This window comes from Flavobacterium sp. MR2016-29 (assembly GCF_015350695.1).
Taxonomy (GTDB): domain Bacteria; phylum Bacteroidota; class Bacteroidia; order Flavobacteriales; family Flavobacteriaceae; genus Flavobacterium.
This window is the reverse complement of the sequence record NZ_JADKPU010000002.1, coordinates 474442-500658: the sequence shown is the minus strand read 5'-3', so window position 1 is coordinate 500658 and position 26217 is coordinate 474442. Positions and strand designations below refer to the sequence as shown.

Here is a 26217-nt window from a genome sequence, read left to right as displayed (position 1 = left end):
TTTATTATCCGTTTATTTTAAGTTTCATTCCGGGTTTTATATCTCCGTCTTTAATACCATTCCATTTTTTAATATCTGAAATTGTAACTCCAGGATATTTTTTAGAAATGCTATACAAAGAATCTCCTTTTTTAACATAATAATCTTCGCCCATTTTAGCTGATGAAGCACCTTTCTTGAAAGAATCAACAGATGCATTTGTTGAAACTATTGCATTGTTAACTGTACTTGGCTCATCTATTTCTAGAACTGCTTTAGAAACTATTAATGTTTTTCCTAAACCAATGTTGTTTGAAGGCAGATTATTAAGTTCTTTTAAGTCAGCAATAGTTGTGCCGAATTTTTTAGCAATACTTCCTAAATTATCTCCTGCAGCTACAACATATTCTTGAGTTTGTCCAGACGTTTTTTCTTTTTCATCTGCAGTGGCAACAGCTTCAGTTGGTTTTTTATCTGTTTCAGGCATTGCTTTCAAATCTTTTGGATTTTTTGCAATAGGATCTGCATTCGATTTTATTTTTAAATTTTGTCCAAGAGCGATTGAGTTTCCTTTAATGTTATTCCATTTTTTTAAATCTAAAATAGAAACATCGTATTTATCTGCAATAGCGCCCAGATTATCTCCTTTTTGAACTTTATAGATTTCTGTTTCAGTAGGAATTGTTTTCTCCAGCTTTGCTTTTGCTTTTGGACCTACTTTCAAAGCCAATTGTTTTGACATTGTTCTAATTCCAGATTGGTGCTGAACGTATGCATAAATTTGATCTTCATTAGAAACAAAAGTTGCAATTTTATCTTTTGGAAGTCGCAAAAAGTGCGGTTCGCCTTGATAATGAGGCACAACATTTAATTTATACGAAGGGTTTAAAAGTTGAATCTGAGATTGTGGCATATCTAACAAATCAGCAATTTGTTTGAATGTCATCTCATTTTTGATGTTAACTGTATCTGTTTCGAAGTTTTTAACTACAGCTCTTTCAGGGTTAATTCCGTGTTCTTTGTGATATTCAAAAAGATACATTGTAGCATAAAAAGCTGGAACATAACCTTGTGTTTCTTTAGGAAGATTACTGCGAATGTCCCAATATTTGGTCTGACCTCCAGAACGGCGAATTGCTTTGGTAACATTTCCAGGTCCAGAGTTGTATGACGCTAAAACAAGTTCCCAATCGTTAAATACATTGAACATTTTGTTCATGTATTCACTGCAGGCTGCGGTTGCTTTCATAGGATCGCTTCGCTCGTCTATATAAGAATCAATTTTAAGTGCGTATTGTTTTCCGGTGCCGTACATGAATTGCCAAAGACCCGTAGCGCCCATTTTAGAAACTGCTTTAGGATTTAAAGCAGATTCTACAACGGCTAAATATTTAATTTCTAAAGGAATATTATGTCTTGAAAAAGACTCCTCAAAAATTGGGAAGTAATATTCTGATAAAGCCATTAATCGAGAAAACGATTTTCTTCGATTCTTAAGAAATGACTTTATTATGTTTTCTAAACCTTGATTGTATTCAATATTAAAAGGTGATTTTTCGTTCATCGCCTGCAGACGCTGTTTCAGCAATTCTGTTGGCAACTCTTCATCAACTGTAATATCAGTGTTAATGGTTTGAATGTCTTTTGATAAATCGTCATAAATATCTAAGCTTGTCAGCTCTTTCATCCACAAACTGTCTACTCTCGCAGCCATGTCATTTTTTTTGAAAGAACTTTTAACAGAATCTAGATAAGATAACTTAACTTCTGGTTTTATTTCTAAAGATGCTGTTGCAGTTTCCTGTGCAAACATCGATATTGAAAAAAAAGCTGTAACGACTAAGGAGATTTTCTTTATAATCATATAACATTTTTTTAAAATTCTATAAATCAAATAATTATAGAAGCTTTAGTTTTGCAAACTTAAAAAGTTTACCGCCTAAATATACGTAAAAAAATGTTAATTGTGATTTTTTAGTCTAAAATTGCCGCAATTCCTGGTAAAACTTTTCCTTCCAGCATCTCTAACATCGCTCCACCACCTGTAGAAACATAGCTCATTTTATCTTCTAGACCAAATTGTTTTACAGCAGCAACAGAATCTCCGCCTCCAACTAATGAAAAAGCTCCTTTTTCAGTAGCTTCAGCAATATACTCACCTAAAGCAATAGTTCCTTTTGCAAAAGATTCCATTTCAAAAACACCTAATGGACCATTCCATAAAATAGTTTTAGACTCTAAAATTACTTTTTTGAAATTTTCTAAAGATTTAGGGCCAGCATCAAGACCTTGCCATCCGTCTGGAATTGCAGTTACGTCTACAACTTGTGTATTTGCAGTGTTTGAGAAATCATCAGCAGCAATTACGTCAACAGGAATATGAACTTGAACTCCCTTTTCTTTCGCTAATCTTAAAATTTCAAGAGCCAGTTCTTGTTTGTCATCTTCGCAGATAGACTCGCCAATTTTTCCGCCTTGTGCTTTAATGAAAGTAAAAGTCATTCCACCACCAATAATCATGTGGTCTACTTTATCTAAAATATTTTCGATAACTGTAATTTTTGAAGAAACTTTAGAACCTCCAAGAACCGCAGTTACAGGTTTTTCGCTGTTTTTTAATACTTTATTCAAGCTTTCAATTTCTTTTGCCAATAAAGTTCCGAAACATTTTTCAGTTGGGAAAAATTGTGCAATAATAGTTGTCGAAGCGTGCGCTCTGTGAGCCGTTCCAAAAGCATCGTTTACATAAATATCTCCTAGTGATGCCAATTCTTTTGCAAAAGCAACATCTCCAGCTTCTTCTTCAGCATGAAAACGTAAATTTTCTAATAATAAAACTTCTCCTGGCTTAAGGTCTTTTGCCGCAGTTTGAGCTGGTTCTCCCACACAGTCTGTAGCAAATTTAACTTCAACTCCTAAAATTTTAGAAGCAGTTTTTAAAATATGTTTTAAAGAATATTTTTCTTCAGCGCCTTTTGGTCTTCCTAAGTGAGACATTAAAATTACACTTCCGCCTTGCGCTAAAATAGTATCAATTGTAGGTTTTGCAGCTTCGATACGTGTAGCGTCTGTTACGTTAAAATTTTCATCTAAAGGCACATTAAAATCAACACGGATTATTGCTTTTTTATTTTTGAAATCGAAATCGTTTAAAGTTTTCATTTGATAGTTTTTTAATTTTTTTAGAGAGAACAACAAATATAGAACTTTTGGAGTAGTTATAAATTCGAATAAACTAAAAAATCGATAATTAAAAGAACGAAAACGTTATAATTTCACAAATAAAATGGTTTATTAAATTATAAACACAATTTTGAATACTAATTTAACATCCGGATCATATAAAAAAACCTTCTCTGCCAAAAGAAAGACAGAAAAGGTCAAAAATGAATCGATTTATTTTTGTTTTTGGAGATTGCCTGCTATTATTTTTGAATGTAACAAATTGACAAATGTTTTTGAACGGGAAACATCAGCGTTTCGTATTCATTTGCATTGTCGGTATTTTTAGAAACGAGATAATTTCCTTCAATAATTCCGAAATACGTTAACAAGGGCGAATAAAATGTGATGCCAATTCTGTGCTTTGAGATATCGGTTATATCTGTATTTAAAATATCAAGCTGATAGTTTATAAATGGAAAATAATTATTTCCGAGAACATCAGAAACTCTGTGAAAATTTCCTTTTAATTGCGAAACGTAACCGCTGGCTGCAATTCCGGTTAAGAAATGAAGCTGATCTGCTTTTTCATTTTCTGCCAAAAGTTCTCTGAAAGTATTTTTTTTGTTTTCACCAGAATTAAATTGCTGACTTTGCATATTATATTCTTTGAAGGTATCTTCAAAAACATATTTATCCCACAAAAAAGTAGAGGAATTATCAATAATGACGCGGTACGCTAATTTAATTTTAGTGATTTCCATAACTTAATCCTTTGATGTTAAAGGAACTTCCATAACCAGTAAAATTGCATTTTCTGATAAAGCTTCCCACTCAATTGTACCGACTTTTTTAATTCCCAAACCGTCTTTTGCCTCTAATAACCTGTTTTCGACTTCAAAAGCTCCGTGAATCACAAAAACAAAAACGCCGTTATTCGAATTTTTCAAAGCATAAAAACCTTCTTTTCTTCCGTCATAAATTCCGATGAACCCAATCGCTCTTTCAATTTCGAATAACAGGTTGAGTTTATTTCTTTTACTAAAATCAATGATATACTGCTGAAAATAATTTTTGAAATACTGTCTTCCCATCTGAAAAGCAATTTCCAGATAACTAACATTTTCGCTTTTGTACGGATTAAAGATCTCTAAAGACAAATCGTCATCGGCTGCCAAAACCCGAATCTGTTCGACACGTAAAAATTCCTCATTACCAATATTGTCCTTATAATCTATGCCTCCAAATAACGGCAGAATAATTACATTAGAATTCGAATTTATAAATCGGGTAATACGTTGTTGGGGAGCAAGAATTACCTCATTTAGAATTTTTAAAGATCCGAAGGCGTTTCTGGACAAATCTTGGTAATGTTCAAAGTTAAAAGTCGCAAAACAATTGTGATTTGCAGAATTTAAAGCGCCTCTTGCATCTGACTTATAAATTTGAGTGGGAATTTGAACTATCATTATAAACTATTTTAGAAAACTAACTTGCCACATTTATGGTATGCGCTAAAACATATCCATCGCTTACACTCCCAGTAAGTGTTGCCAATTCGTTTGCAACAGAATCTGAAAACACATTATCAGAAGCATTATATGTATACCCGCTTAAACCTTTGGTATAACCATTTGCAGTTGATGCGTTTACTAAAGCGACTGCACTATTTGTACCTTCTGGAAAAGCAATTTGTGTAACCAGCAAAGAAGTCCCGCTCGCATTGTAAATATGAACGTGAATATGCGTCGCTCTGCCAGAATACCAACCTGGAAATATCGAGGTAAAAGTCACTAAGCCATTATCATCTGTAGTTTGTCTGCCTCGTAAAAAGTGTACTGAAGTATAATTTACAGACTGCATAGAAGTACCGCCATATTCAGAATAATAACCGTCTTTATCGCAATGCCAAATGTCAACTAATGCGCCTTTTAAAGCTGCACAGCTTGCATTTGTGTTTTTGACTGTAATTTTAATTGTAAAACCAACTCCGGTTCTGTCCATTACAATATTAGATTTTACTAATGAAGATGGTGTGATGGTCGGAAATGGACCAGCCGTTTCTGATGGTGTAACACTGCAATTGCCGGAAGATCCTGAACCAGAATCTGTGCCTGTGGCCGTATCTGAAGAATCGCCATCTTTGCTGCAGGAGTTAATAATTGGAATTGCTAAAGAGCTGATTCCGATTAAACCCAAACCTCTTAAAAACTCTTTTCTTTTCATCGCTTTTTAATTTAAATGTTAGATCAATTGAATGATTAACAGTTATTTTCGAGTAAAATTATTCGAAATTAGAGCGTTGGAAAAAGTTTGAGGTAAACCATAAAAATATTGAGGTGAACAGCGAAAAAAATATATTTTGTAGTAAAAATAAGTAAAAACTGATCTGTTCTATTTTTGATCTAAAAGTGCAAAAAAAGCTTCTTCGTAACTCGCACTTATTGGTATTTCAGTTTGTTCGATGTAAATAATCTTGTTTCTGATTTTTTCGATTTTTGAAATTGGAATAATAAAAGAACGATGTACTCGGATGAATTCTGTATCAGGCAGTTTTAGAAGAATGGCTTTTAATGTCATTCTGGCGACAACAGTTTTTTGATTTTGAATATGAATTTTCAAATAATCATCTAAACCTTCAATGTATAAAATATCTGAAAAGAGGATTTTAATCAAACTGTAATCGGCACGAATAAAAAGATACTGCTGTTCGATATTTTGGTTTTGAAGTTTCCACTGCGAATAGGCTTTTTCTACAGATTGTCGAAAACGGTCAAGTGAAATGGGTTTTAAAAGATAATCTGTTGCACTTAAAGTAAAGCCTTCTACAGCAAATTCAGAATAAGCCGTTGTAAAAATTACCATTGTTTTATGTGGCAGTTTTTTATAGAAATCTAAACCTGAAATCGACGGCATATTGATATCTAAAAATAATAAATCGACAGGATATTTCTTTAAATATTTAAAAGCTTCATCAGATTTTGTGAAGGTTTTCTTCAGTTCTACGTACTCAGTAGTACTACACAAACTCTGAAGAATCTCCAGTGCCAATGGCTCGTCATCTAATGCAATAGCTTTAATCATCCTATTTTTATGGCCAAGTTTACAATGTATTTTTCTGAAGTATCTTCAATTTTGAGTTCATGCTTGTTAGGATATACTAATGATAATCTTTCGATTGTATTTTGCAGTCCGATACCGCTATCCGACTGAACTGAAAAGGTCTTTTTATTCGAAACGAATAAAGTCAGCGTTTCTTCGTCAATATCAATATAAACACAAATTTCAGAAGTTTGATCAGGATTTACACCATGTTTAAAAGCATTTTCTATAAAAGAAATTAAAATAAGGGGCGTTATGGCTTTTCCGAAAGCGTTTCCGGTTACTTTATAATCGACACTTACAGTATTTCCTAAACGTGTTTTTTGAAGCGATATAAAATTATTGATGTAATTAATTTCTTTATTGAGATCAATAACCTCATCATTAGAATTGGTCATGATGTAACGCATTAACTCAGAAAGCTGTACAACGGCATCTGGAGTTTTGTCATCTTTTTTAAGTGCTAATGCGTAAATACTATTTAAAGTATTAAATAGAAAATGCGGATTAATCTGTGCTTTTAAAAACGCTAATTCTGATTTTACTTTTTCTTTTTCGACACTTTGCAATCGGCCTGAAATAGCAAACAGCAAACTAGAGATGACACCGATTAAATAAACTAAAGTTGTGTGTCCGTATTGCGTGGGCGGACCACCGGCAAATTCAAAAGGCATATCTTTTCCCATTGGCGGAGGGGGAAATCCTTTTGGGAGATTGTGATCGTCTAAAAAAGGTTCAGCATGATTTCTAAAATCTAAAAAATTCCGGCTTGGATGATCCAGAACAGTTGATATCCAAAGAAAAAACAATAAAAAAACAATAATGATTATATAGTATAAAAGCTTTTTATCAGCAAAATATAATTTCGGAATCAGATAATAATAGTTGAAATAGAAAAAGCAAAGAAGGGTAAAATAAATGAAAAGGTAAATGCGATCGTGTGCGTTGGTATACAAATGCGGCAACAAAAAAACATTAGTTGTCGATGTAAAAGCATACGGCAAAAATAAAAAAGCGAGGCACAGAACTATATGTTTCGCATAAAGTGAAAATTTTGCTTTCATAAAAAAAATTTGGCTAACGCTTTTGCCGAAACAAAATGACATTAGCCAAATTTAATCTTATTGCTTGTTTATTTCAAATTATTGCGGTAAAAACACATAATGTTGCGACCCGCTGAATAATTATGGCTTATCTGCCATGAAATAATCTGTTTAGTCGTGAACCGGACTTTGCGTACAAGGACAGTTACTGATCGCTTGTAAGAAATCGAATCCAATTGTGATAGAGTGTGTTCCTGTATTATAGTTACCAAGATCATTGAACATTACTTGGTATGAATATCCGAAATAGAATTTAGATTTCATAAAACCAACCATTGGTCCTACTGATAATGGTTTTGGAAATTGGTCATTTAAGAAACGGTATGAAACTCCAATCCAATAATAATCTTCGTAACGATTGTAACGTCTGTATTTGAAGTTGATATCGGTTGTAGAACGCCCATCGCTGGCAAAATATTGATAGTAAAGAGATGGTTCGTATTCGATACGGCTGTTTTCGCCATCTTTAAAAACCATACCAGTATACACTTGGTAATTTGAAAGCAAGTTAGGTTCAACTCCACGATATTTATCCGTGTTTTTCTTTAAAACGTTGTTCGCATTAAAACTCGCATAGAAGTTTTTGTTACGATACAAAGCACTAATATCAAAGTTATTGTTTGTTGTATAACGATTATCCGTAACAGAAGGATCTAATATTGGGTGTTCAATAGTGTTATTGAATTCATCAATATCAATTCTAAAACTATTGAAGTTATACGAAAGACCAAAAGACAAATACTGCTTAGAATAATAATCTAAAATGATATGGTGCGCAAAAGAAACTTTCGCTCCGGTTTGCCTCGTATAACCATTTTTATCATTGTAAATATTGATACCAACTCCAGATCTGTCTAAAACTCTAAAATCTGCATATAACGATTGGTTATCGGGTGCATCTTTGATTCCTACCCATTGTGTCAATCCGTTTGCTCTAATTCTTAAGTTATCTCCAATACCGGCAAAAGCAGGTGATATAACAAAAGGATTGTCTGCTAAATACTGTGTAAATACAGGTAGGTTTAACTCTTGGCTGTAACCTGATGTTACAGCCATGAGTACTAAAGATAAAATAAACTTTTTCATTGTGATAATTTTTTTAGACAACATCATTAGGGGCTCTTATTTTGTTATCTGTATAAAGTGAAATGTCCTACAAACTCTCTGTTATCCTTTTCATCATTCAATTTAAGAACATACCAGTAATCTCCTGAAGGTAATTCTGCTCCGTTATATCTACCATCCCATTTTTGACCATAGTGATATTTAGCAATTACACGACCGTATCTGTCGAAGATTGAGAATTCAAGGTTGTTGTAAATATTAGTACAACCAGGACCCCATGTATCGTAAACACCGTCTCCGTTAGGAGTAAAGTAATTATCAAGACAAACATCAATATAAACCATTGGTACAGTGATTGTCGCAGTACATCCGTTTTGATCTCTTACTACTACTACATAATCTCCCGATTTGTAGATTTTGTATGTATTAGAAGAACTGAACGGCTCTCCGTTGAAACTGTATTCGTATGCTGGAGATCCTCCTGAACCTGTAACCGAAATTACGTTCATTTCAGGTTGTCCTGCTGATAATGCAATCGCTAATGGATCAACAGCAATGATATCAAAACTTGCAGTTGGTACTTCACAACCGTTCGTATGTCTTGCCGTTACGTAGTGAATACCTGGAGCAACATTTGTAAAGATATTGCTTGGTTGGTAAGCTCCAGCTCCGTCAAGTTGGTAATCAACTTCAGCAAGATTTGTAATACTTGCATCAACAGTGATTGTAACACTGTTTGCAGCATGATTATCAACACAGTCATAATTTACTTCTGCTTTAGGATCTAAAACAACCGGCAGAGGCATATTAATCTCTAATAGGTTTGAACATCCTGCAGCATCTTTATAGTATACAATGTGTTTACCACCTGTAAGATTCGTAAAATCAAATATTGTCTGACCTGCTGCACCTTGTGTATAAGTTCCTGTTTCATTATCAAGACTTACACTGTATGGAGCAGTACCTCCAGTAACTTCTACACTAAATGCTCCATCTTTATCTCCAACACAAACCTCTGGAATCATTGAGTTTGGAACTTCTTTAGCTTTAAGAACTTCAGGCTGCGTGATCGTAAAGTCATGTAATACGAAACATCCATTTTCATCTTGAACAATTACCTGATAATCACCAGGGGCTAATTTATCAAATGTAAACTTAGTATCAAATTGATTTAAGTCTGGTGAAAGTGCGTATTTAATAACACCTGTTCCACCTGCGGCAACGATTTCAAGTTTACCATTATTCTCTCCAAAACAACTAACGTTAGTTGGGAAGAATTGAGCAGTTAAAGGAGTTGCTGGTTCATTGATTGTTATTACTTCAGAAGTAGTACTACAATCACCGCTGTCAACTTTTACTCTATAGGTACCCATTACAAGATTTTCGAATCTACCGTTATCTTGAGAAGGAAGTAATGCAGTTCCAGCACCATTAAGAAGTGTGTAAACATAGTTTCCTAATCCTCCAACAGCATCAGCAGAAATAACTCCTGTTGCTTCGCCTGTACATTTTACAACTGCATTTGATACATCAAGTTTAATTGTCAATGGTACTAAAGGAATGATTTCAATTGTGTTAGAAACAAAACTAGTACATCCATTAGCATCTTTCACGAAATATTTATGAGCTCCAACAGGAACATCAAATGAAATAGATGAAGTAAATGATCCTAATACTGTTGTACCATCAGTACTGTAAGTATAAGGTCCTGTTCCTCCCTCTGCACTTAATGTAAGCTCTGTAAGCGTCTGACAAGTTTGTGCTCTTGACTCTACAACACTAGCTAATACAACTGTTGGCTCGTCGATTACGATTTCAGCAGATGTAGCTGCACATGTAAATCCGTCTGTAACCGTAACACTATATCTTCCTGCTCCTAAACCACTGAATATTGGTGATTGTACTGGACCAGAATTTACAACTGGATCTACAGAAAGATAATTTAATGTATACATATAATTACTTCCTTGACCGCCAGTTGGAAGATCAACAGTTATAACTCCAGACTTATCACCAAAACATGGCAACATAGTTACATTAGCACTAGCTGTTACAACAATTGGCAACGGCACTATTAATGTTTGAGTTGTAGAAGCTGTACAGCCATTAAAATCTCTAACATTGATTGTATACACTCCTGCATCTAAACCTGTAAAGTTATTTTGAGCAGAATAGTCTATCACAGTAGTAGTTCCTTTTACTAATTGGTATTCATAAGTCGTATCCCATCCGCCTGTAGCAGTTACAGAGATTTCTCCATCATTATTACCAGTAATACAAGTAATGTCTGCTTTTGATGATGTAGCTGCTAAGACTGCATTTGGCTGTTCAATAGAGAATATAGTTTCAACTGAACAATAAGGAATACCTTTTAATGTAGCAACAACTTTATATTCACCAGCAGTTAAGTTAGAAATTCTAACTGGACCCGCATTAGATGAAGTTCCAGAACTTGGTACTGGACCTGTAATTACATAATCAAAAATACCAGCATCGTCTTGTGGAACTAATTGGTTATCAATAAAAGTTAAATCAACACTTCCGTCATTAGCTCCAAAACAAATTTTACCATTAACAGTTTCTGCTTTGATAGTAAATGTATTTGGATCAAATACGTTATGAATTTTTTGAATTGTACATCCAGTAGCTGGATTTACAACCGTTATAATGTATTCTCCTATTGGCAAATTAGTAAATATACCGTTTGTATTAGCTGGATTTCCTGGAACAGCAGCTCCAGAAGAGTAAGCAATAGAATAATTTAAAGTTGCTGGAGTTCCGCCTGTTGTCTCTACTGCAACACTAATGTTTTCGTTTGTAGGACAAGTAATAGGAGCAGTAACTGTAACATTTACTTTATCTAAACTAATGTACGGAGCAATAACATATGTTCCCGCATTAGTACCAATACAACCATTATTATCATAAACATTTACAGTATAAGAACCACCTAAGTAATCCATTTCAGTGTAAACGTTTTTAGGACCATAATAAACTCGAGCACCATTTTTAATAAACTCATAGTTAGTGTAAGTTCCTGAACCGCCAGTTACACCAGAGATTGTAATCGTTGCAAAATTGCTGTTGTTTTCTGTAATACAACCGTATTGAACAACTGCAGGATTTGGAACATCTATAATAGCTGGTTCACTAACTTTTACAATTTTTGAAGCTTGACAACCTCTTGCAGAAATTACTGCTACAGTATAATCACCAGCAATTAATCCTTCAAATACAGGACTAGCTTGTGGAGTTCCTCCGTTTATACTGTACATGTATACCGGATTGTCATTAACCCCTACGCTTGGTACTGCTATACTTGCAACTATTTTACCGTTGTTTCCACCGTTACAAGTAACTGGAGTTGCAATTGCATCGAATCCTGTAACAGGAGTTGCTGCACCTAAAGTAAAGTTTACTTTAGCGGTACAAGTTGTAGTTACATCAGTAACTATAATTTCATGTGGACCTGCATTTAAGCCTGTGAATTCTATTGGAGCGATAGTCTGAGTAGTTACACCATCTATAGTATAACTATAATTACCAGAACCTCCAGTTGCTTCAGCGCTAACGCGTCCGTCAAAGTCAGCACAGCTTGGCAATGCTGCTACATTATATTTTAAATCTAATGGCTGTAGAATAGTAATCGCAGCAGGGAATGTAGATTCGCAACCGAATTTATCTCTTACTACTAGATCGTATGCTTTTGCCACGTTTACTGTGAATGATGTACCTGATTGGAATCCGCCTCCGATACTGTATTCGAAAGGGGACATACCTGTACCAGGTGTTACAACAATTTCATAGTTGCCATTTGTATCAGCACAGTACGAAGTTACATTTGCTGTAAATCCGGCTGGCAATGGATCTGTTGTTATGTTTACTGTTATAGGAGCAGAAATACATCCGTTTTGATCTTTAGCATAAACATACCATGCAGGAGTTAAAGGATCAAGCTCTCTTGTAACAGCCGTATCAAAAGCACCAGCTGCTGCTCCAGCAGTTACAAATGAATAGGTGTAATCCGGAGCTCCGCCATTTCCAGCAACCGTAACAACGGCACCTCTTTTACAATTAGCATTAACGTTACTCACTTCAGTTACCGTTACCACAGTTGGTTGTTTAACTACAGCTGAATAAGTTGTAGGACAAGTTGTGATGTCATCTGTTGCAGTAATTTCATAAGTTCCAAACGCTAAGTTTGTTAATGGAATTAAATTCGCACTTACATTATTTGCAGTCTGATAAGGAGCACCGTCTTTAGTAATTACATAAGAATAAGTACCTGCAAAATCAGAAACTTCAAAAGTTACTTTACCGTCATTTGTTGTATTACAACTCATATCCGACACTAAAGGATTTGTTACCGTAATTCTAATAACATCTTTAATAGTCATCAATTCATCATATGTACATCCGTTACTGTCTGTAACTCTAAACTTATAATCACCAAAAGGTAATCCGTTAAAAGTTGTTGAAACAGTATTATCAGCTACCGTTTGAGCAGGATAAGCCACCGCAGGAGCCGCACCGTTAAATTCAGTAATTGTGAATGTTAATATTCCAACACCGTCTGTTGCTTTAACCATTACATTGCTGCTGTTTCCAGTTAAACAAGTAATCGCTGTAGGCGTGAATGTTAAATCTTTCGGTTTGTTTAATGGATTAATTGTTACAGTTACTGGAGCTGTCTCACAACCATTGCCATCTTTTACAGTATACGTTACAGTTTGAACAGCTGTATTGTCATTTACTGTAAATGTGTTATTTGTATCATAACCTAAATTATTAAAGTTATAATAGTATCCTCCTACTCCTGAACCTGTTGGAGTACCATCGTGACCTGTTACTGTAATTACAGTTGCAACACTACAAGTAGTATTAACAGGAATCGAATGAGTCGCAGTAAGCAACACTGGCTGACCAATAGTAATCGTAGTTACTGCCGAAGGACAATTTTTAGCATCTGTCGCTATAACAGTATAAGTACCTGCTGTTAAGCCTGTGTATTTTCCTGTTGTATCTCCAGTATTGTTTGCACCTGTACCTGTAAGTGTGTACGTATAAGGAAGACGTCCGCCCGTTGCTTCAACAGTTAGAGTTCCGTCGTTACCATTAAAACAGCTTACATCAGTATGAGAGTCTGCAAGTGTTGGAATCACTGTTGGATCTACTGTCACTGTATTAGTTGTTACAGAACAAGCTGGTGTATTACTATCTGTAATTACAAAATAATAATCTCCGGCTGCAGCTACAGAAGCTGTAAAAGTATTTCCTGTTACTGTATTTGGTCCGCCGGCTACTAATCCGCCATTAAAATACGTTTCATATGTATAACCCGCAACACCATTAGAAATCTCAACATCAATTGTTGCATTTATTGGAGCTGCGCAGTATAGATCTTTAGTTACAGATGCTGTAGCTTCTAATTGTTTTTGGATTATATAATCTACAAAAGAAGTACATCCATTATCATCTGTTAAAACAATTCTATAAGTTCCATCAGATGTGAATGTTGCTACACTGCCTAAAGTTGGTAAACCATTTACAGTAAATGATTTTACTCCGTTATATGTAGTTGATAAAGCTGGATCAGCTAAATCTATTACTATATCTGCACCTACAAAACATTGTTGAGCTGGTACTGTAAGATTTGGAGCTGCATTATAAATAACTGGTACATTAACCAATTGAGAAACACAACCTTTTGCGTCTTTTACGTAAACATCCCAAGATAAATCTGTTAAATTAGTATCTACGCTTAAAACAGGGTTATTCACAAAAGTTGTTGGAGCTGGATCACCCGCTTTTACTACGGCATATGAATATCCTCCTGCTCCACCATTTTCTGAACTTACTGTAATCTCAGAAATATCTTTAGAACAAAATACTTTTGTTGATAGAGCAGTAAATGTTATCGGTGTAGGCTCTGCAAAAGTTAAACTAGCACTTTTAATACAATGAGTTGTATTATCTATAACTTCAACTGTATAAGTACCGGCAACTAAATCGCTTAATGTGATTACATCACCACTAGTTGAATTTGTATAAGGCAATCCAGCAGGAGAACTTGTTATATTAACAGCATAATTACCAGAAGCACTAAAATCTGTAACAGTAAATTTAGCATTGCCGTTATTATTTGTTCCGTTTAATATATTACAAGAAATGTCGCTTGTTTTTTCTGCAACAATCTCAATTGGAACTACTGCATCAATTGTATAATAAGCCTGAATAGAACAGTTATGATCATCAGTAACTTTAAACAAATAAGTATTTGGAGCTAATCCTGTGAAAAGATTAGAAGTTCCATTATCTTGAGCGAAAGCAACTGGTTCTATAATTTGGTATTTCGCCATTGGTGTATAACCACCAGTAATATCAACTCTTACATCTGCAACGTTTGTTGGACAAACTGGCGCTGTTACAACAACAAAATCAATTGCTGTTAAAGCTTGATAAGGAAGCACAACTTGAGAACCGTTAAATAGACAGCCATTGCTATCTTTTACTGTATAAGCTATAGTTCCTCCTACAGTTCCGTTAACAGTAAATGTGTTGTCATCAGAATAATCTGTGTATCCAGGGAACAAATAACGGTAAGGTTTTGTTCCTGTTGTATTATCTACAGTAACGATTACTGTTGCTGATTGTTGAACATTTGTTGCAAGATCACAAGCATAATCTGTTACTGAAGATATTGCATTTAAAAGAAGTGGTTCAGTAATAATTATTGCTGGTGTTGTATATTCACATAAATTTGAATCTTTTACAAAAACCTGATAATCAACCCCTGCAACTAGGCCTGTAAATTGACTAGATCCTGAATATGCTGTAATTATAGTAGCTCCTTTCATCAACTGATATTCAAAAGGTCCAACTCCTCCTGTTACAGATACGGAAATAGTTCCGTCTGTTCCAGTATTACAAGTCACGTTTGTACTAGACGGAGTAATCGTTGGAAGTGGAATTGGGTCTAATTTAATATCTGATGTAACCTGACAAGTAGTTGCATTATTACCATCAGTTAATCTGAAAGTATATGTAACGTTTGTGGCTCCAGTAGTCAATTGGTTAGTAGTCATTGTAGTCCATGGACCGGCCAAACCAGTTGTTGAATACTCGTAAATATAATTTGCTGTCGGAATTATATTTCCGCCTTGAGCTGTTAATGTAATTACGGCATTTGGACTTGTTGAACAATCTAGCTCTTTTGTTACTTTAGTCTCTAGTTTTAATTGAGGATAAACAATATAGTCAACATCATCTGTACAACCATTACCATCTTTAATAACTAAATTATAAGTACCTGCAGCATTAAATGTAAAAGCTGGATTTGTTGTAAACTCGCTTCCATTTACACTATATGTAGCACCTCCAATAATTGCAGGATCTACAGTACCAGCAACAGTAATTGTAAATGGATTACCATCATAACAAATACTTGCCGGCGGCGTGATTGCTGGATCAGCATCTTTATCTAAAGTGACAGCAAATGGCTTAATACATCCATAAGCATCCAATGCATATGCAATGTAGCTTCCTGCATCTGCAAAGAATGTATTATCAGTGCCCCATCCTAAATCTGTTGCTGTTGGAGCTGGATCAGTAGCCAATAATAACATGTATTTATAATAAGCTGGACCAGTTGCAGGAAGTACAGGAACAAAAGCAGTTCCGTCTTTTGCAACAACAGTGATTACACCAGATTTTGCATTACAATTTGCATTTTTAGAAACTGAGCCACTAATTGACAATAGTTTTGGTGATTCTTTTATATTAAAGTTTGCTGATGAAACACCACATCCTATATTACTTCCAGATGTTTCGCTTACTAAAACATAATAAGTTCCAACTGGCAAAGGAGTTGTAGTCGCTGCTGGGTTAATAATAACAGTAGCTCCTGCCGGAATTGTTCGAGTACCAGTATTTCCAGTAGAAATATTAGTAAATGCATTTATAATATCATAACTAATATCTACAGAAGTCGCATATGAACTCTTTATATCAAAACTAACATTTCCATCATTTGCACCAGTACAACTTATGTTCTGAGGAACAAAACTGTCAATTTGCAATGTTGAATTAGTTGGAACTGGTCCAGTAGATGTTTGGAAATAGTAACATTTTGTATCTTCATCATATACAATAAAAGTATATGTTTTACCTGGAGTAAGTCCACTAAATACAGTCGATTTACTTCCCGCAGGATTTTCATCCAGCCATCCATTAGCTAAATTAACTGCTGGAGTAAGGATATTCCATGTTTGACTACTTCCATTGTAAATATTAAAATGGAATGGACCATTTCCTGTAAAAGCAGACAGGATTTTAACTGTTGCAGAACCTCCTGCACAACTTGCTACAATGTTAACATCGATACCAAGCTCGGTTGGTGGAGCAGCAATTAATACATCTTGAATTACAGCTGAACAGCCATTTTGATCTTCAACTCTAATTTGATATAGACCAAAATCTACAATTTCAAATACTGCGCTACCACCAGTTTGTCCTGGAAGAGATTTGTTGTAGTTATTAATTCCAGTAACATAATAAGTATAAGTTGGTGTTCCTCCACTTACAGAGTTAATCGTAATTGTTCCTTGTGTAATTCCAGACCCATTACATTTTAGAGATGTTGGAGTGAAAGAAATTAAAATAGGATCTGGTTCAGTGATTCTAATATTAAAAGTGTCAAAACACTGTTTTGAATCTGTTAAAGTAACTACATAATAACCTGCAGGCAAACCTGAAGTTTGAGTACCAAAATCTTTAACCAAAGTAGTATGTGCTAGATCTAAATATTGCTTAACATTTATTACAAAAGGACTTACACCTTTCGTAGCATCATAAACAACATTTATTGCTGCAGTACTTTGTCCGCTACAGCCAATTGTTTGAGTTTGAGTTACCGAAGTAATTGATGGTTTAACTGGCAAAGTTATAACAATTGCATCTGTTGTTGTTGCAGAACAGCTATTTGCATCTGTTACCGTAAATGTATATGAACCTGGAGTATTAGTTGTAAATACATTACCAACAAAAGTTCCAGTTGCAGGATTGCTTGTGTATGTATAAGCTGTTCTACCACCAGTTGCAGTTAAAGTAATTTTAGCATCTTCATTTCCAACCTGACAAGTAATATTTTTATCTAATTTAGATGATATTGTGATTTTATCATAAACAGTTACTGCATTACTTGGTGCAGTACATCCGTTTCCGTCTTTAATTGTAACAATATAAGATCCTGAAACGGTAACATCAAAAGTATTACCTGGTTGATATGAACCACCATTAAGACTGTAAGTCAATGGTAATACTAAACCTGTCCCAGGCGTTGCTGTAATAGTATAGGTACCACTACCTAAACATTGACCTGCTGCTGAAGCAGTAACTGATGGTGTAGCGTCTGCAGCAATAGCAACATCTAATTTAATCTGACAACCATTAGCGTCTACAACATACACATCCCAATTTAAGTTTGTTGCAGGGTTAAGATTGGCAACAGGTGATGGTGTCAATGTACCAATACCAGCACCATCCTGAACAAATGAGTATTTATAAGACGGAGTACCATTTGATGCAGTAATTGTAACTTCTGCAGTGGCAACTTTACAATTAGCATTTACAACTTTAGCTATTGCCGATAAGGCTGCTGCTGGTTCAGTAATAGTAACATCTTTATCAGCACTACAACCAGTAGTTAAATCAGTAACTTTTACATTATAGACTCCTTTTCCAAGATCTGATAATGTAATAATATCTCCTGAAACTGTTTGAGTAAATGGCAATGAAGCCGGAGTACTTGTAACTGTTATCGAATAGTTACCGGTAGCACTAAATTTTGTTATAGTATATTTTGCTATTCCGCTGTTACTTCCAAAACATTGAGCATTAGCAAAAGCTTGGCCTGCAATCTCAATAGGTGTAACTTTATTGATTTTATAACTTTCTGAATAATAACAACCGTTATTATCTGTTACTCTAAACAAATAATCTCCTGGAAGTAAACCAGAAAACAATCCAGTAGTTGCTCCACTAGTATTTACTGTTGGTCCAGAAACTATAGTATAATTTAATGGCGCAACACCATTAGTAGCTGTTAACTGAATATTTGTTGTAGTAGCCAAACATGTTATTGCAGCTGGCGTTCCAAAGTCTAAATCTGTAGGAGAGTTTAGTGGCGCAATAGTTACAGTTTCTGGCACAGAAAGACAGCCGTTTGCATCTTTAACAATTATAGTAAAACTTTGAGACGATCCAGTATTACTAACTGATATACTGCTATTTGAAATAAATGTTGAACCATTATTATAACTATAAGTATATCCTGCTTTACCACCACCTGCTACTACCGAAATAGTTGTTGAAGTTGGAGTATTAGCTGTATTACAAGTTAATTTTCCTGCAGTAACAACACCTGTTACAGCAGAATTCTCACCAATCGTAACAGATGTTGAAGCAGCTGAAGTACAGCCTAATGCATCTGTAACAACAATATCGTACGTACCAGCAGTTAATCCAGAAGGATTATTTACGGTATAATTTGTAAATGGTGCAGTACTTTTTGTAATGCTATAAGTATAAGGTGCTTTACCAGATGTTGGTGTAACTAAAATACTTCCTGTAGCATCACCATTACATTTTACATCTACTTTACTTGTCGTTATTGTTAAAGTAGTTGCTTTTATGGTAACCGGAATATCAGCAGTTACAGCAGAACAAGATGGAGTTGCCGAATCAGTAACTCTGAATTTATAAGTACCTGTTGCAGTTGCTACATAAGGACTAGTAGTCGTTGTGTAACCACCGCCGTTTATAGAAACTGCGTAAGTTTTAGTACCTGTCCCTCCTGTAGAACTTAAACTAATTGTTGTATTTGGAGTACAAGTAACGTCTGGAACAATTGTTGGAGTAATTGTTAATTGGTCTGCTACTACATAAGTAATAGAAGCTGGACATCCAAAACCATCTTTTAAAGATAATTGGTAAGTTCCAGGAGTTAAGCTAAAACTAGCCGAACTGCCATAATTTACACCATCTTTACTATAAGTAGCAACTCCTGTAAATGTTCCTGTAATCGTTACATTTATTGGAGTTCCTGTATAACATTGTGTCGCTATAGGGTTAATTGTTGGTACCGCTTCTGATGCAATAGTCACTGTTTTCTTAACAAAACAGCCATTTGTATCTTTTACATAAACATCGATGTTTGTTGTTAAAGTTGCAGTATCAACATTTAAATTAGTTCCATAAGCTGTAGTTGGTGTCGTAGATGGACTAGGTGCATAAGCATAAGTATATCCAGGTGATCCTCCCAATAAAGATGATATCGTTAATGTTGAAACTGTAGTAGAACAGTTAATTTTTGTTCCATTTACATTGAACGTAATAGCTGTTGCAGCATTAATAGTAACTTGCTCAGCATTAGACGTACATCCTGTAGTTTTATCTTTAACAGTCAAAGTATAAGTACCTGCACCTAATCCGGTTACTTTTACCTGATCTCCGCTTTGAACAATTGTTCCTGAGGCAGGGCTTAAAGTATAAGTAAAATTACCTGTAGTGCTTGCTCCTGTAATATTGAATGTAGCTGTACCGTCATTTGCACCAACACAATTTTCGTTTGTTTTTGATCCCGCAACTGAAATTGTTGGAGCAGGATTAATTGTGGTAGAACCAACAGCCGTACATCCATTAGCATCTGTTACCTTAAAATCATAGGTTCCAGCAGTCAATCCGCTAAATGTACCTGTTGAAGCTCCTGTTGTATTTACGACAGGACCAGCAGTAATTACATAAGTAAACGGTGCTACACCAGCAATTGCAGCTACAGTAACACTTGTTGTTGTTGCATTACATGTAATTGCTGCAGGAGTTGAAACCGTAAGTCCTGTTGGAGGATTGTATGCAGGAACAACAATTGTGTTTGTATCAATACAACCATTAGAATCTTTTACTGAATACGTAATAGTTTGTGCAACATTTTTATTTGTAACTAATAATGTATTCGTGTTATTGTAAGATGTATTACCTGCACCAAAGTTATATGTATAACCTCCAGAGCCATATTGGCCTGAAGTTGTAATTAAAGTCGTAGCGCTACAAGTTGTATTTGGTGTAAAAATAGCACTTGCAACAACTTTTGTTGGGTTCGTTAATGTAACATTGTAAGTTGGAGAAATACAGCCTTTGCTGTCTTTAACTTGATACGTATAAGTTCTAGTATTTACGCCACCTACAAAAGCATTTAAACCTGAATAAGTTGCAGAGGTACCAAAAGCACCGCCATTAAAACTATAAGTATATGGTGCTCCATTTCCTCCTTCTGCTAAAACTGTAAATTGTCCGTCTGTACCATTGTTACATTTTGGATCGTTTTGACTAGTTATTGAAGCAGTAGGGTCAACCTTAGCATCTACTTTAACTGCCAATGTTACAAATTTACATCCTTTTGAGTCTGTTACTCTAAATACAAAGCTTCCAGCTACTGATGTAGGATAAATATTTGATCCTATTGCAGTATAACCGCCACCATTTACAGATACTTCATAAGTATATCCAGGAGTTCCGTTTTGAGGCGTAATTGTAATTTGAGCATTTGGCGATGCCGTACAATCTAATTTCTTAGTTACATCTGCACTTGCTGTTAATTCGTTTGCGATTGTTGGAATTCCAGTAACATTTGCTGTACAACCATTTGCATCGGTTACTACAATAGTATGTAGACCTGTTCCAACAACAAAGCTATTGCCTGATTGACCAGCTTGACCATCCAAACTATAAGAAAACGGTGCTAGTCCGTTGCTTACGCTAACTACTAATGTGGCCTTATTAGCTAAATCATAACATAAATCTGAAGCCGTTAAGTCTAGTGTTGCTGTTGGAGGTACTGCAGGAGTAATGTTAACAGTATTTGAAGCTCCAGAAGAACAAGGACCAGCATCTTTTATAAAAACTACAAAATTACCTGTTTGATTTAGAGCAAGATTAAATGTATCACTATCTTGAAATGGTACTACAATAGTTCCATTAGTTAGACGCAGTTCGTATTTATAATTTGGAACACCACCTCCTGCAATCGCTTTTATAGAAGCTCCAGTAGTACAAGTTGGTTGCGTAACTACACTAGCTGATATTGTAAGTGCTGTTGGGGCGCTAATTGTTTTTGTAAAAGAAGTTGAACAAGTACCAGCAGTATCGCTTTTAACAATTATGTTATATGTTCCAACTCCTAAACCAGAAATTGTAAATGGCGAAACTGTTGCAGTACTCCATGTCGAACCATTATTGATTGAATATTGATAACTGCCTGTAAAATTCTTTACAGTAAGAGTAATTTTTCCGTCTGGAGGCGTTACACCATTACAGCTTACATCATCAATAATTGGCTCGTCGACTTGAAAAGCTTTATTTGAATCAATAATAACTTTAAAGTCTTTTTGAGCAATACATGATCTTGGAACTTGATAAACTGAAATATCATCTATTAATAAATCATTTCCATTATACTCTAAACTTCCTGAACGAACTACAAAAGTTAAGTTCGTATTATTTCCTGGATCCAAAGAAAACGTTGGTATAGCTACCCATTTTGCTCTGTTAGGATCAGTCGTAGCTTCTGCAATTTTGCCTGTATCTGCCTGAGCAACTACATTACCAGAAGGATCAACTAATTGAAATCTAACAATTGGTGCAGCTCCACTTACTCCTACATTTAATAAATTCGCTACAAATAAATCAACTTTAACTGGTTGATTTGGAATAACATCAACAATTGGTTTACTGTATAATACTCCGTAAGGACCAGCCACAGAACCAATATTAACTGCTAAAAATCTTCCATTTGGGTTTGCGCCCAATGAAGTATGGTCTCTAAACGGGTACCAGCTTCCGTTATTAGGAATAATAGCGCTTGTTACTTCATATTGATTATCCTCTAAAGTAAGTCTTGTATCCGAACAAGTAGAAGGTACTACTGATAAATCATGAAAACAATATGCTGCTGCAATTCCTGGTGTAGTCGTATTTTGACCACTGCCAAAATCTTCTTTTAGTAAATTACTAAAAGTAGTAGCTGTTGTTACGTTGTATTTAACAGAAACAATATGCGTCCCTGAAGGAACATTGGTAAATGTATTATTTGTAATAGGTGTATTTGGCTTGGTGTCTAAATAATATTCATAGGTATAATTAGCAGAAGTACCATTTGTAACCGTTACTTTACTTGTTGCAGTTCCGTTACAGCTAAAAACAGGATCCTCAACTATAATAGTTGGATCGGCAGGTTTTTGATCAAGAGTAATATTATAAGGAATAGTATATTCGCAACCTAATTTATCTCTAACTTTTAAAATGTATGATCCTGGCAATACATCTTTTTCATTTGTTGTCTGCCATGAAGTACCGCCATTAAAACTATATTCATAACCAGGAGTTCCTCCTTGCACATTAGTAATTCGTAATAAACCACCCTGATTTACTCCATTTGCATCAGGAAGCGTACAGCCTGCTAATGCGCCAACACCTGCTGAAGCAGTAAGTGCTGCTGTTGGTCCTGTGATTTTTATACTTTGAGAAGCATCAAAACATTCCTTTTTAACTCCATTTGTTGTAATACTGTATCTAACCTTAACTTTATAATCACCAGGTGATAAATTAGAAAATAAAGGATTTGTAGAATAAGAACCGCCATCATTTATACTATATCCCATAGTATATCCATTTGCAACAACGTTCTCTATTGATATTGAAGAAGTGCCTCCATAACATGTACTGTTTGTACTTTTTATGTCATAAGTTGGTTTTGGAGCATCTGTAACAGTGATAGAAGTCGTTGCTTTACAGCCTTTACTGTCTACCATTTCAATATTATACGTTCCTCCAGCAGTATATTCGAACGGATTTGTATTAATATAAGTAGGTGATCCATTTACGAAATACGTATATGGAGCAGTACCTCCTGATCCAGTTAATAAAATTTTTCCTGGGTTACAAGCTGTTAAAGGTTCGCTTATACTAGCAACTACTTTCGTTTGACTTGTGACTGTGTTAATTTTAATATTTGCTGTCTTTACATTACAAGAAGGAGCTGGTGGAGTCGGAGATCCAGTAAGGGCAGAACTCGTAATTCTAACATAATAGGTAACTCCTGGTGTTAAAGATGCAAAAGTCTGATTAGGAGTTGATACTGGTCCTACAGTTTGTAATAATGTATTGCTGCTGTTGTAAAGATAATAGTAATATTGATCTAAATTTTGAGCTCCAATTTTAATACTTCCTGTTTCACCGTAACAAACTGGTTGTGTAATTTCAGTATTTACAACTAAATCTAAACTTCTAACTAAAATATTAGGTACATTAAAAATACATGGATTTGTTGTAACTCCTTTTTGTCTAATATTAACACTATAAGAATTAGCAGCATTTGCAGCAATAGGGAAAACATTACTATTTTGCCAAGCTCCATAAGCTCCATTTGGATCTGTTCTTATAGCATATTCATATCCAGCAGGAACACCTTCTATTGTAATACTTCCTGCTTTTCCGCAAAGAATATCTACAACTTTCGCTGTTGGGTCTAATGAATTTGTATAGACATTAAAATAAAAACGGCTAAAACAGCTTCCAGCATAATTAATCGTCAAACGATATTGTCCTGCTATACTTGCCTTATAATCTGGACCAGTGCCCGCCGGAAGCCACTGACAAGCAGTTCCTTCGTTAGCACAATTTTCGTTTGTTGTTGCCGCACAGCTGGCAGTGTTTAATCTTTCCCAAACAATATTATTGCTATCGCTGATACCTGTTTTAATGTCTTTAAAAGCATTAGCCCCACATAAGAAAATATTTGGGAGCTTCTTTCCGTCATTAGGACAAGTAACAATTTGATCTGCAAAAGCAAGTACTGGGTTGTCTGCTGTAGCTCCAAATCTGGTTACAGTAAATGACTCCGAAATAGATCTACATGGCGCTGGCGCAAGATTGTAAACATAATAAACTCCTGGGTTTTTTACCGCAAAAGTTTGTCCTGTTCCAATTTGGTTTTTCATAGCGGCATCGCTATACCAAGTATAAGTAGAATATCCATCTGCAGCAACCAAGTTTACACTATCTGTACACAACGTTGCTGTTCTTTTATATTCACAACCCGCAACGTTAACCAAAAAGTTAGTCGCTTTTGGTATTAAAAGACAACCTGTATTAGTGTTCACACTCGGGTCATCAGAAATTACAAAAGTTGTATTTTGGGTACCTTTATAAGTTGCATATGCCGAGTTGTCAATACTGTTAGAACAAGCTTCATCCAGCATTGTACAGTCAGGAATTACTTGAACTTTAAAACCAATAGTTGTTTCAGTAATTCCACCTTTTTTAACTAATGAATTATCAACTTCAAAAACAATACTTCTAGTAGCTGGATTCCAAGATTTAACGCTTACACCAGTAGGTAAAGGAAGTAAATCTGCTGGATAATTAAAAATTACATTGATAGGCAATTGATCTCGAATTGTAAATGACGTTGCATCATCATTACCTGAATTTCTAAAACCAATTTTATAATTTAAAAGTTGTCCTAAAGTTACATTTTGTCCACCAATATTATTTCCTTGTGCATCTTGTACAATTTTTGTTAAAACAATTTTAGGCTCAATAATTTCAACATTAAAGGCATTAAAAAAGAGTCCGTAACCGTCACCGCTGGTCCTTAACTTTAAAGTTGCTTTAGTATCTCCATTTTTAATAACAGAATTATTTGCATTATTTAATTTAATAATTCCGGAGTCATATCCTAAAGTGTTAACACTTTTTGGATTTCGATCCGTAAAAGGACCATCTATGTTATTGATTGTACTATTAAAAAAATTGTCTACTGGTCTTTCATTAGTAAAAATATCTGTACCATTTATAGAATAACGGTCTCCCGTAGTATTTCTATCTCCTTCATTAGCTGCAAAAGCAAGTTTTGCATTTACGTCTCCTGTTGGAATTGTTTTAAAACCTGAAATATCATAAGTTACATCTGGACTATTTGCCTTAATAAATCTAAAACCATCAAATGATGTAATATATTTTGCAGTAGCTTTAGGATCTTCATAAATAACAAATAGCGACCATCCTGCAGCAAAACCTCCATTAATTGTACCTCTTGCAGATATAACATCGGCAACGGTATAAGTACCTTGAGGGTTTGTTAATCCTTGTAATAAAGTTGTTACATTATAATAGTAAGCATAAATAATTTGATCACCATTTGCAGTATCTGGATAATAATCATAAACTTTTTCTCCTACAATAGGTCTATAGGCTGTCTCACCAGGAAGCTTAAATTTTACATTTCCAATATTAGCACGAATCGTGGTACCATCGTCAATAGAAGCTTTGCTTAAGATACCAGTCCAGTACAAACCTGCGTAAACAATTTTATAACATTCTGCACTTGCAGTTGGTATCGCCAAATTAGCTGTACTTGAACTGAATGTACCATTGTCTCCATCAATATCAATATATTGCATATTGAGATCATTGTTGTTTTTATCAGTCGCGTCAAAAGCATTGTTAGGGCGCTCACCTGTTTTGTTTGCATCTCTATTCAAAATGTTATTACCAATCAAGAGCATGTCTCCTTTTAAGCTCGTATCGTAACGAACAGAGAAATCCTTTTGCGAGAAAGCAATAAAACTTTGTATAAAAAGCAATACAACTAAAACTGATTTTAAAGTAGTAGGTTTTTTCATAATATTATGGTTTCAGTTTAACTAACTGTTCCCTTGAAGGGGCATTCAAAAAAACAATATGTAATCTT

The 26217-nt window shown here is 34.9% G+C and carries 9 protein-coding genes; all 9 read right to left on the bottom strand.

What is annotated here, in order from left to right; genetic code table 11:
- Positions 1–4: 4 nt before the first annotated feature.
- The 9 genes from IR010_RS08020 to IR010_RS07980 all read right to left on the bottom strand — a co-directional run bounded on the left by IR010_RS08020 (position 5) and on the right by IR010_RS07980 (position 26149).
- Positions 5–1843, bottom strand: coding sequence for a LysM peptidoglycan-binding domain-containing protein (locus IR010_RS08020; RefSeq protein ID WP_194567531.1), 1839 nt, complete (start codon positions 1841–1843; stop codon positions 5–7).
- A gap of 110 nt (positions 1844–1953) precedes the next feature.
- Positions 1954–3141: a phosphoglycerate kinase gene (locus IR010_RS08015; protein ID WP_029271274.1), complete on the bottom strand. Its 1188-nt coding sequence runs from the start codon at positions 3139–3141 to the stop codon at positions 1954–1956.
- A 263-nt stretch (positions 3142–3404) separates the two neighbouring features.
- Entirely contained in the window at positions 3405–3905 is a 501-nt protein-coding gene (locus IR010_RS08010) for a hypothetical protein (protein ID WP_194567533.1), read from the bottom strand.
- Positions 3906–3908: 3 nt separating this feature from the next.
- Positions 3909–4610 carry a pirin gene (locus tag IR010_RS08005; protein ID WP_194567535.1) on the bottom strand — a complete coding sequence of 234 codons (702 nt, stop codon included), beginning with the start codon at positions 4608–4610 and terminating at the stop codon, positions 3909–3911.
- A gap of 19 nt (positions 4611–4629) precedes the next feature.
- Complete coding sequence (locus IR010_RS08000; protein ID WP_194567537.1) at positions 4630–5367, bottom strand: intradiol ring-cleavage dioxygenase; 738 nt, start codon at positions 5365–5367, stop codon at positions 4630–4632.
- A gap of 168 nt (positions 5368–5535) precedes the next feature.
- Complete coding sequence (locus IR010_RS07995) at positions 5536–6225, bottom strand: LytR/AlgR family response regulator transcription factor (RefSeq protein WP_029271281.1); 690 nt, start codon at positions 6223–6225, stop codon at positions 5536–5538.
- Positions 6222–7307: a sensor histidine kinase gene (locus IR010_RS07990; RefSeq protein ID WP_194602961.1), complete on the bottom strand. Its 1086-nt coding sequence runs from the start codon at positions 7305–7307 to the stop codon at positions 6222–6224. The genes IR010_RS07995 and IR010_RS07990 overlap by 4 nt, the downstream gene beginning before the upstream one ends.
- Positions 7308–7457: 150 nt before the next feature.
- Entirely contained in the window at positions 7458–8432 is a 975-nt protein-coding gene (locus IR010_RS07985) for a type IX secretion system membrane protein PorP/SprF (protein ID WP_029271285.1), read from the bottom strand.
- Between the two features lie 44 nt (positions 8433–8476).
- Complete coding sequence (locus IR010_RS07980; RefSeq protein ID WP_194602958.1) at positions 8477–26149, bottom strand: T9SS type B sorting domain-containing protein; 17673 nt, start codon at positions 26147–26149, stop codon at positions 8477–8479.
- Positions 26150–26217: the final 68 nt, after the last annotated feature.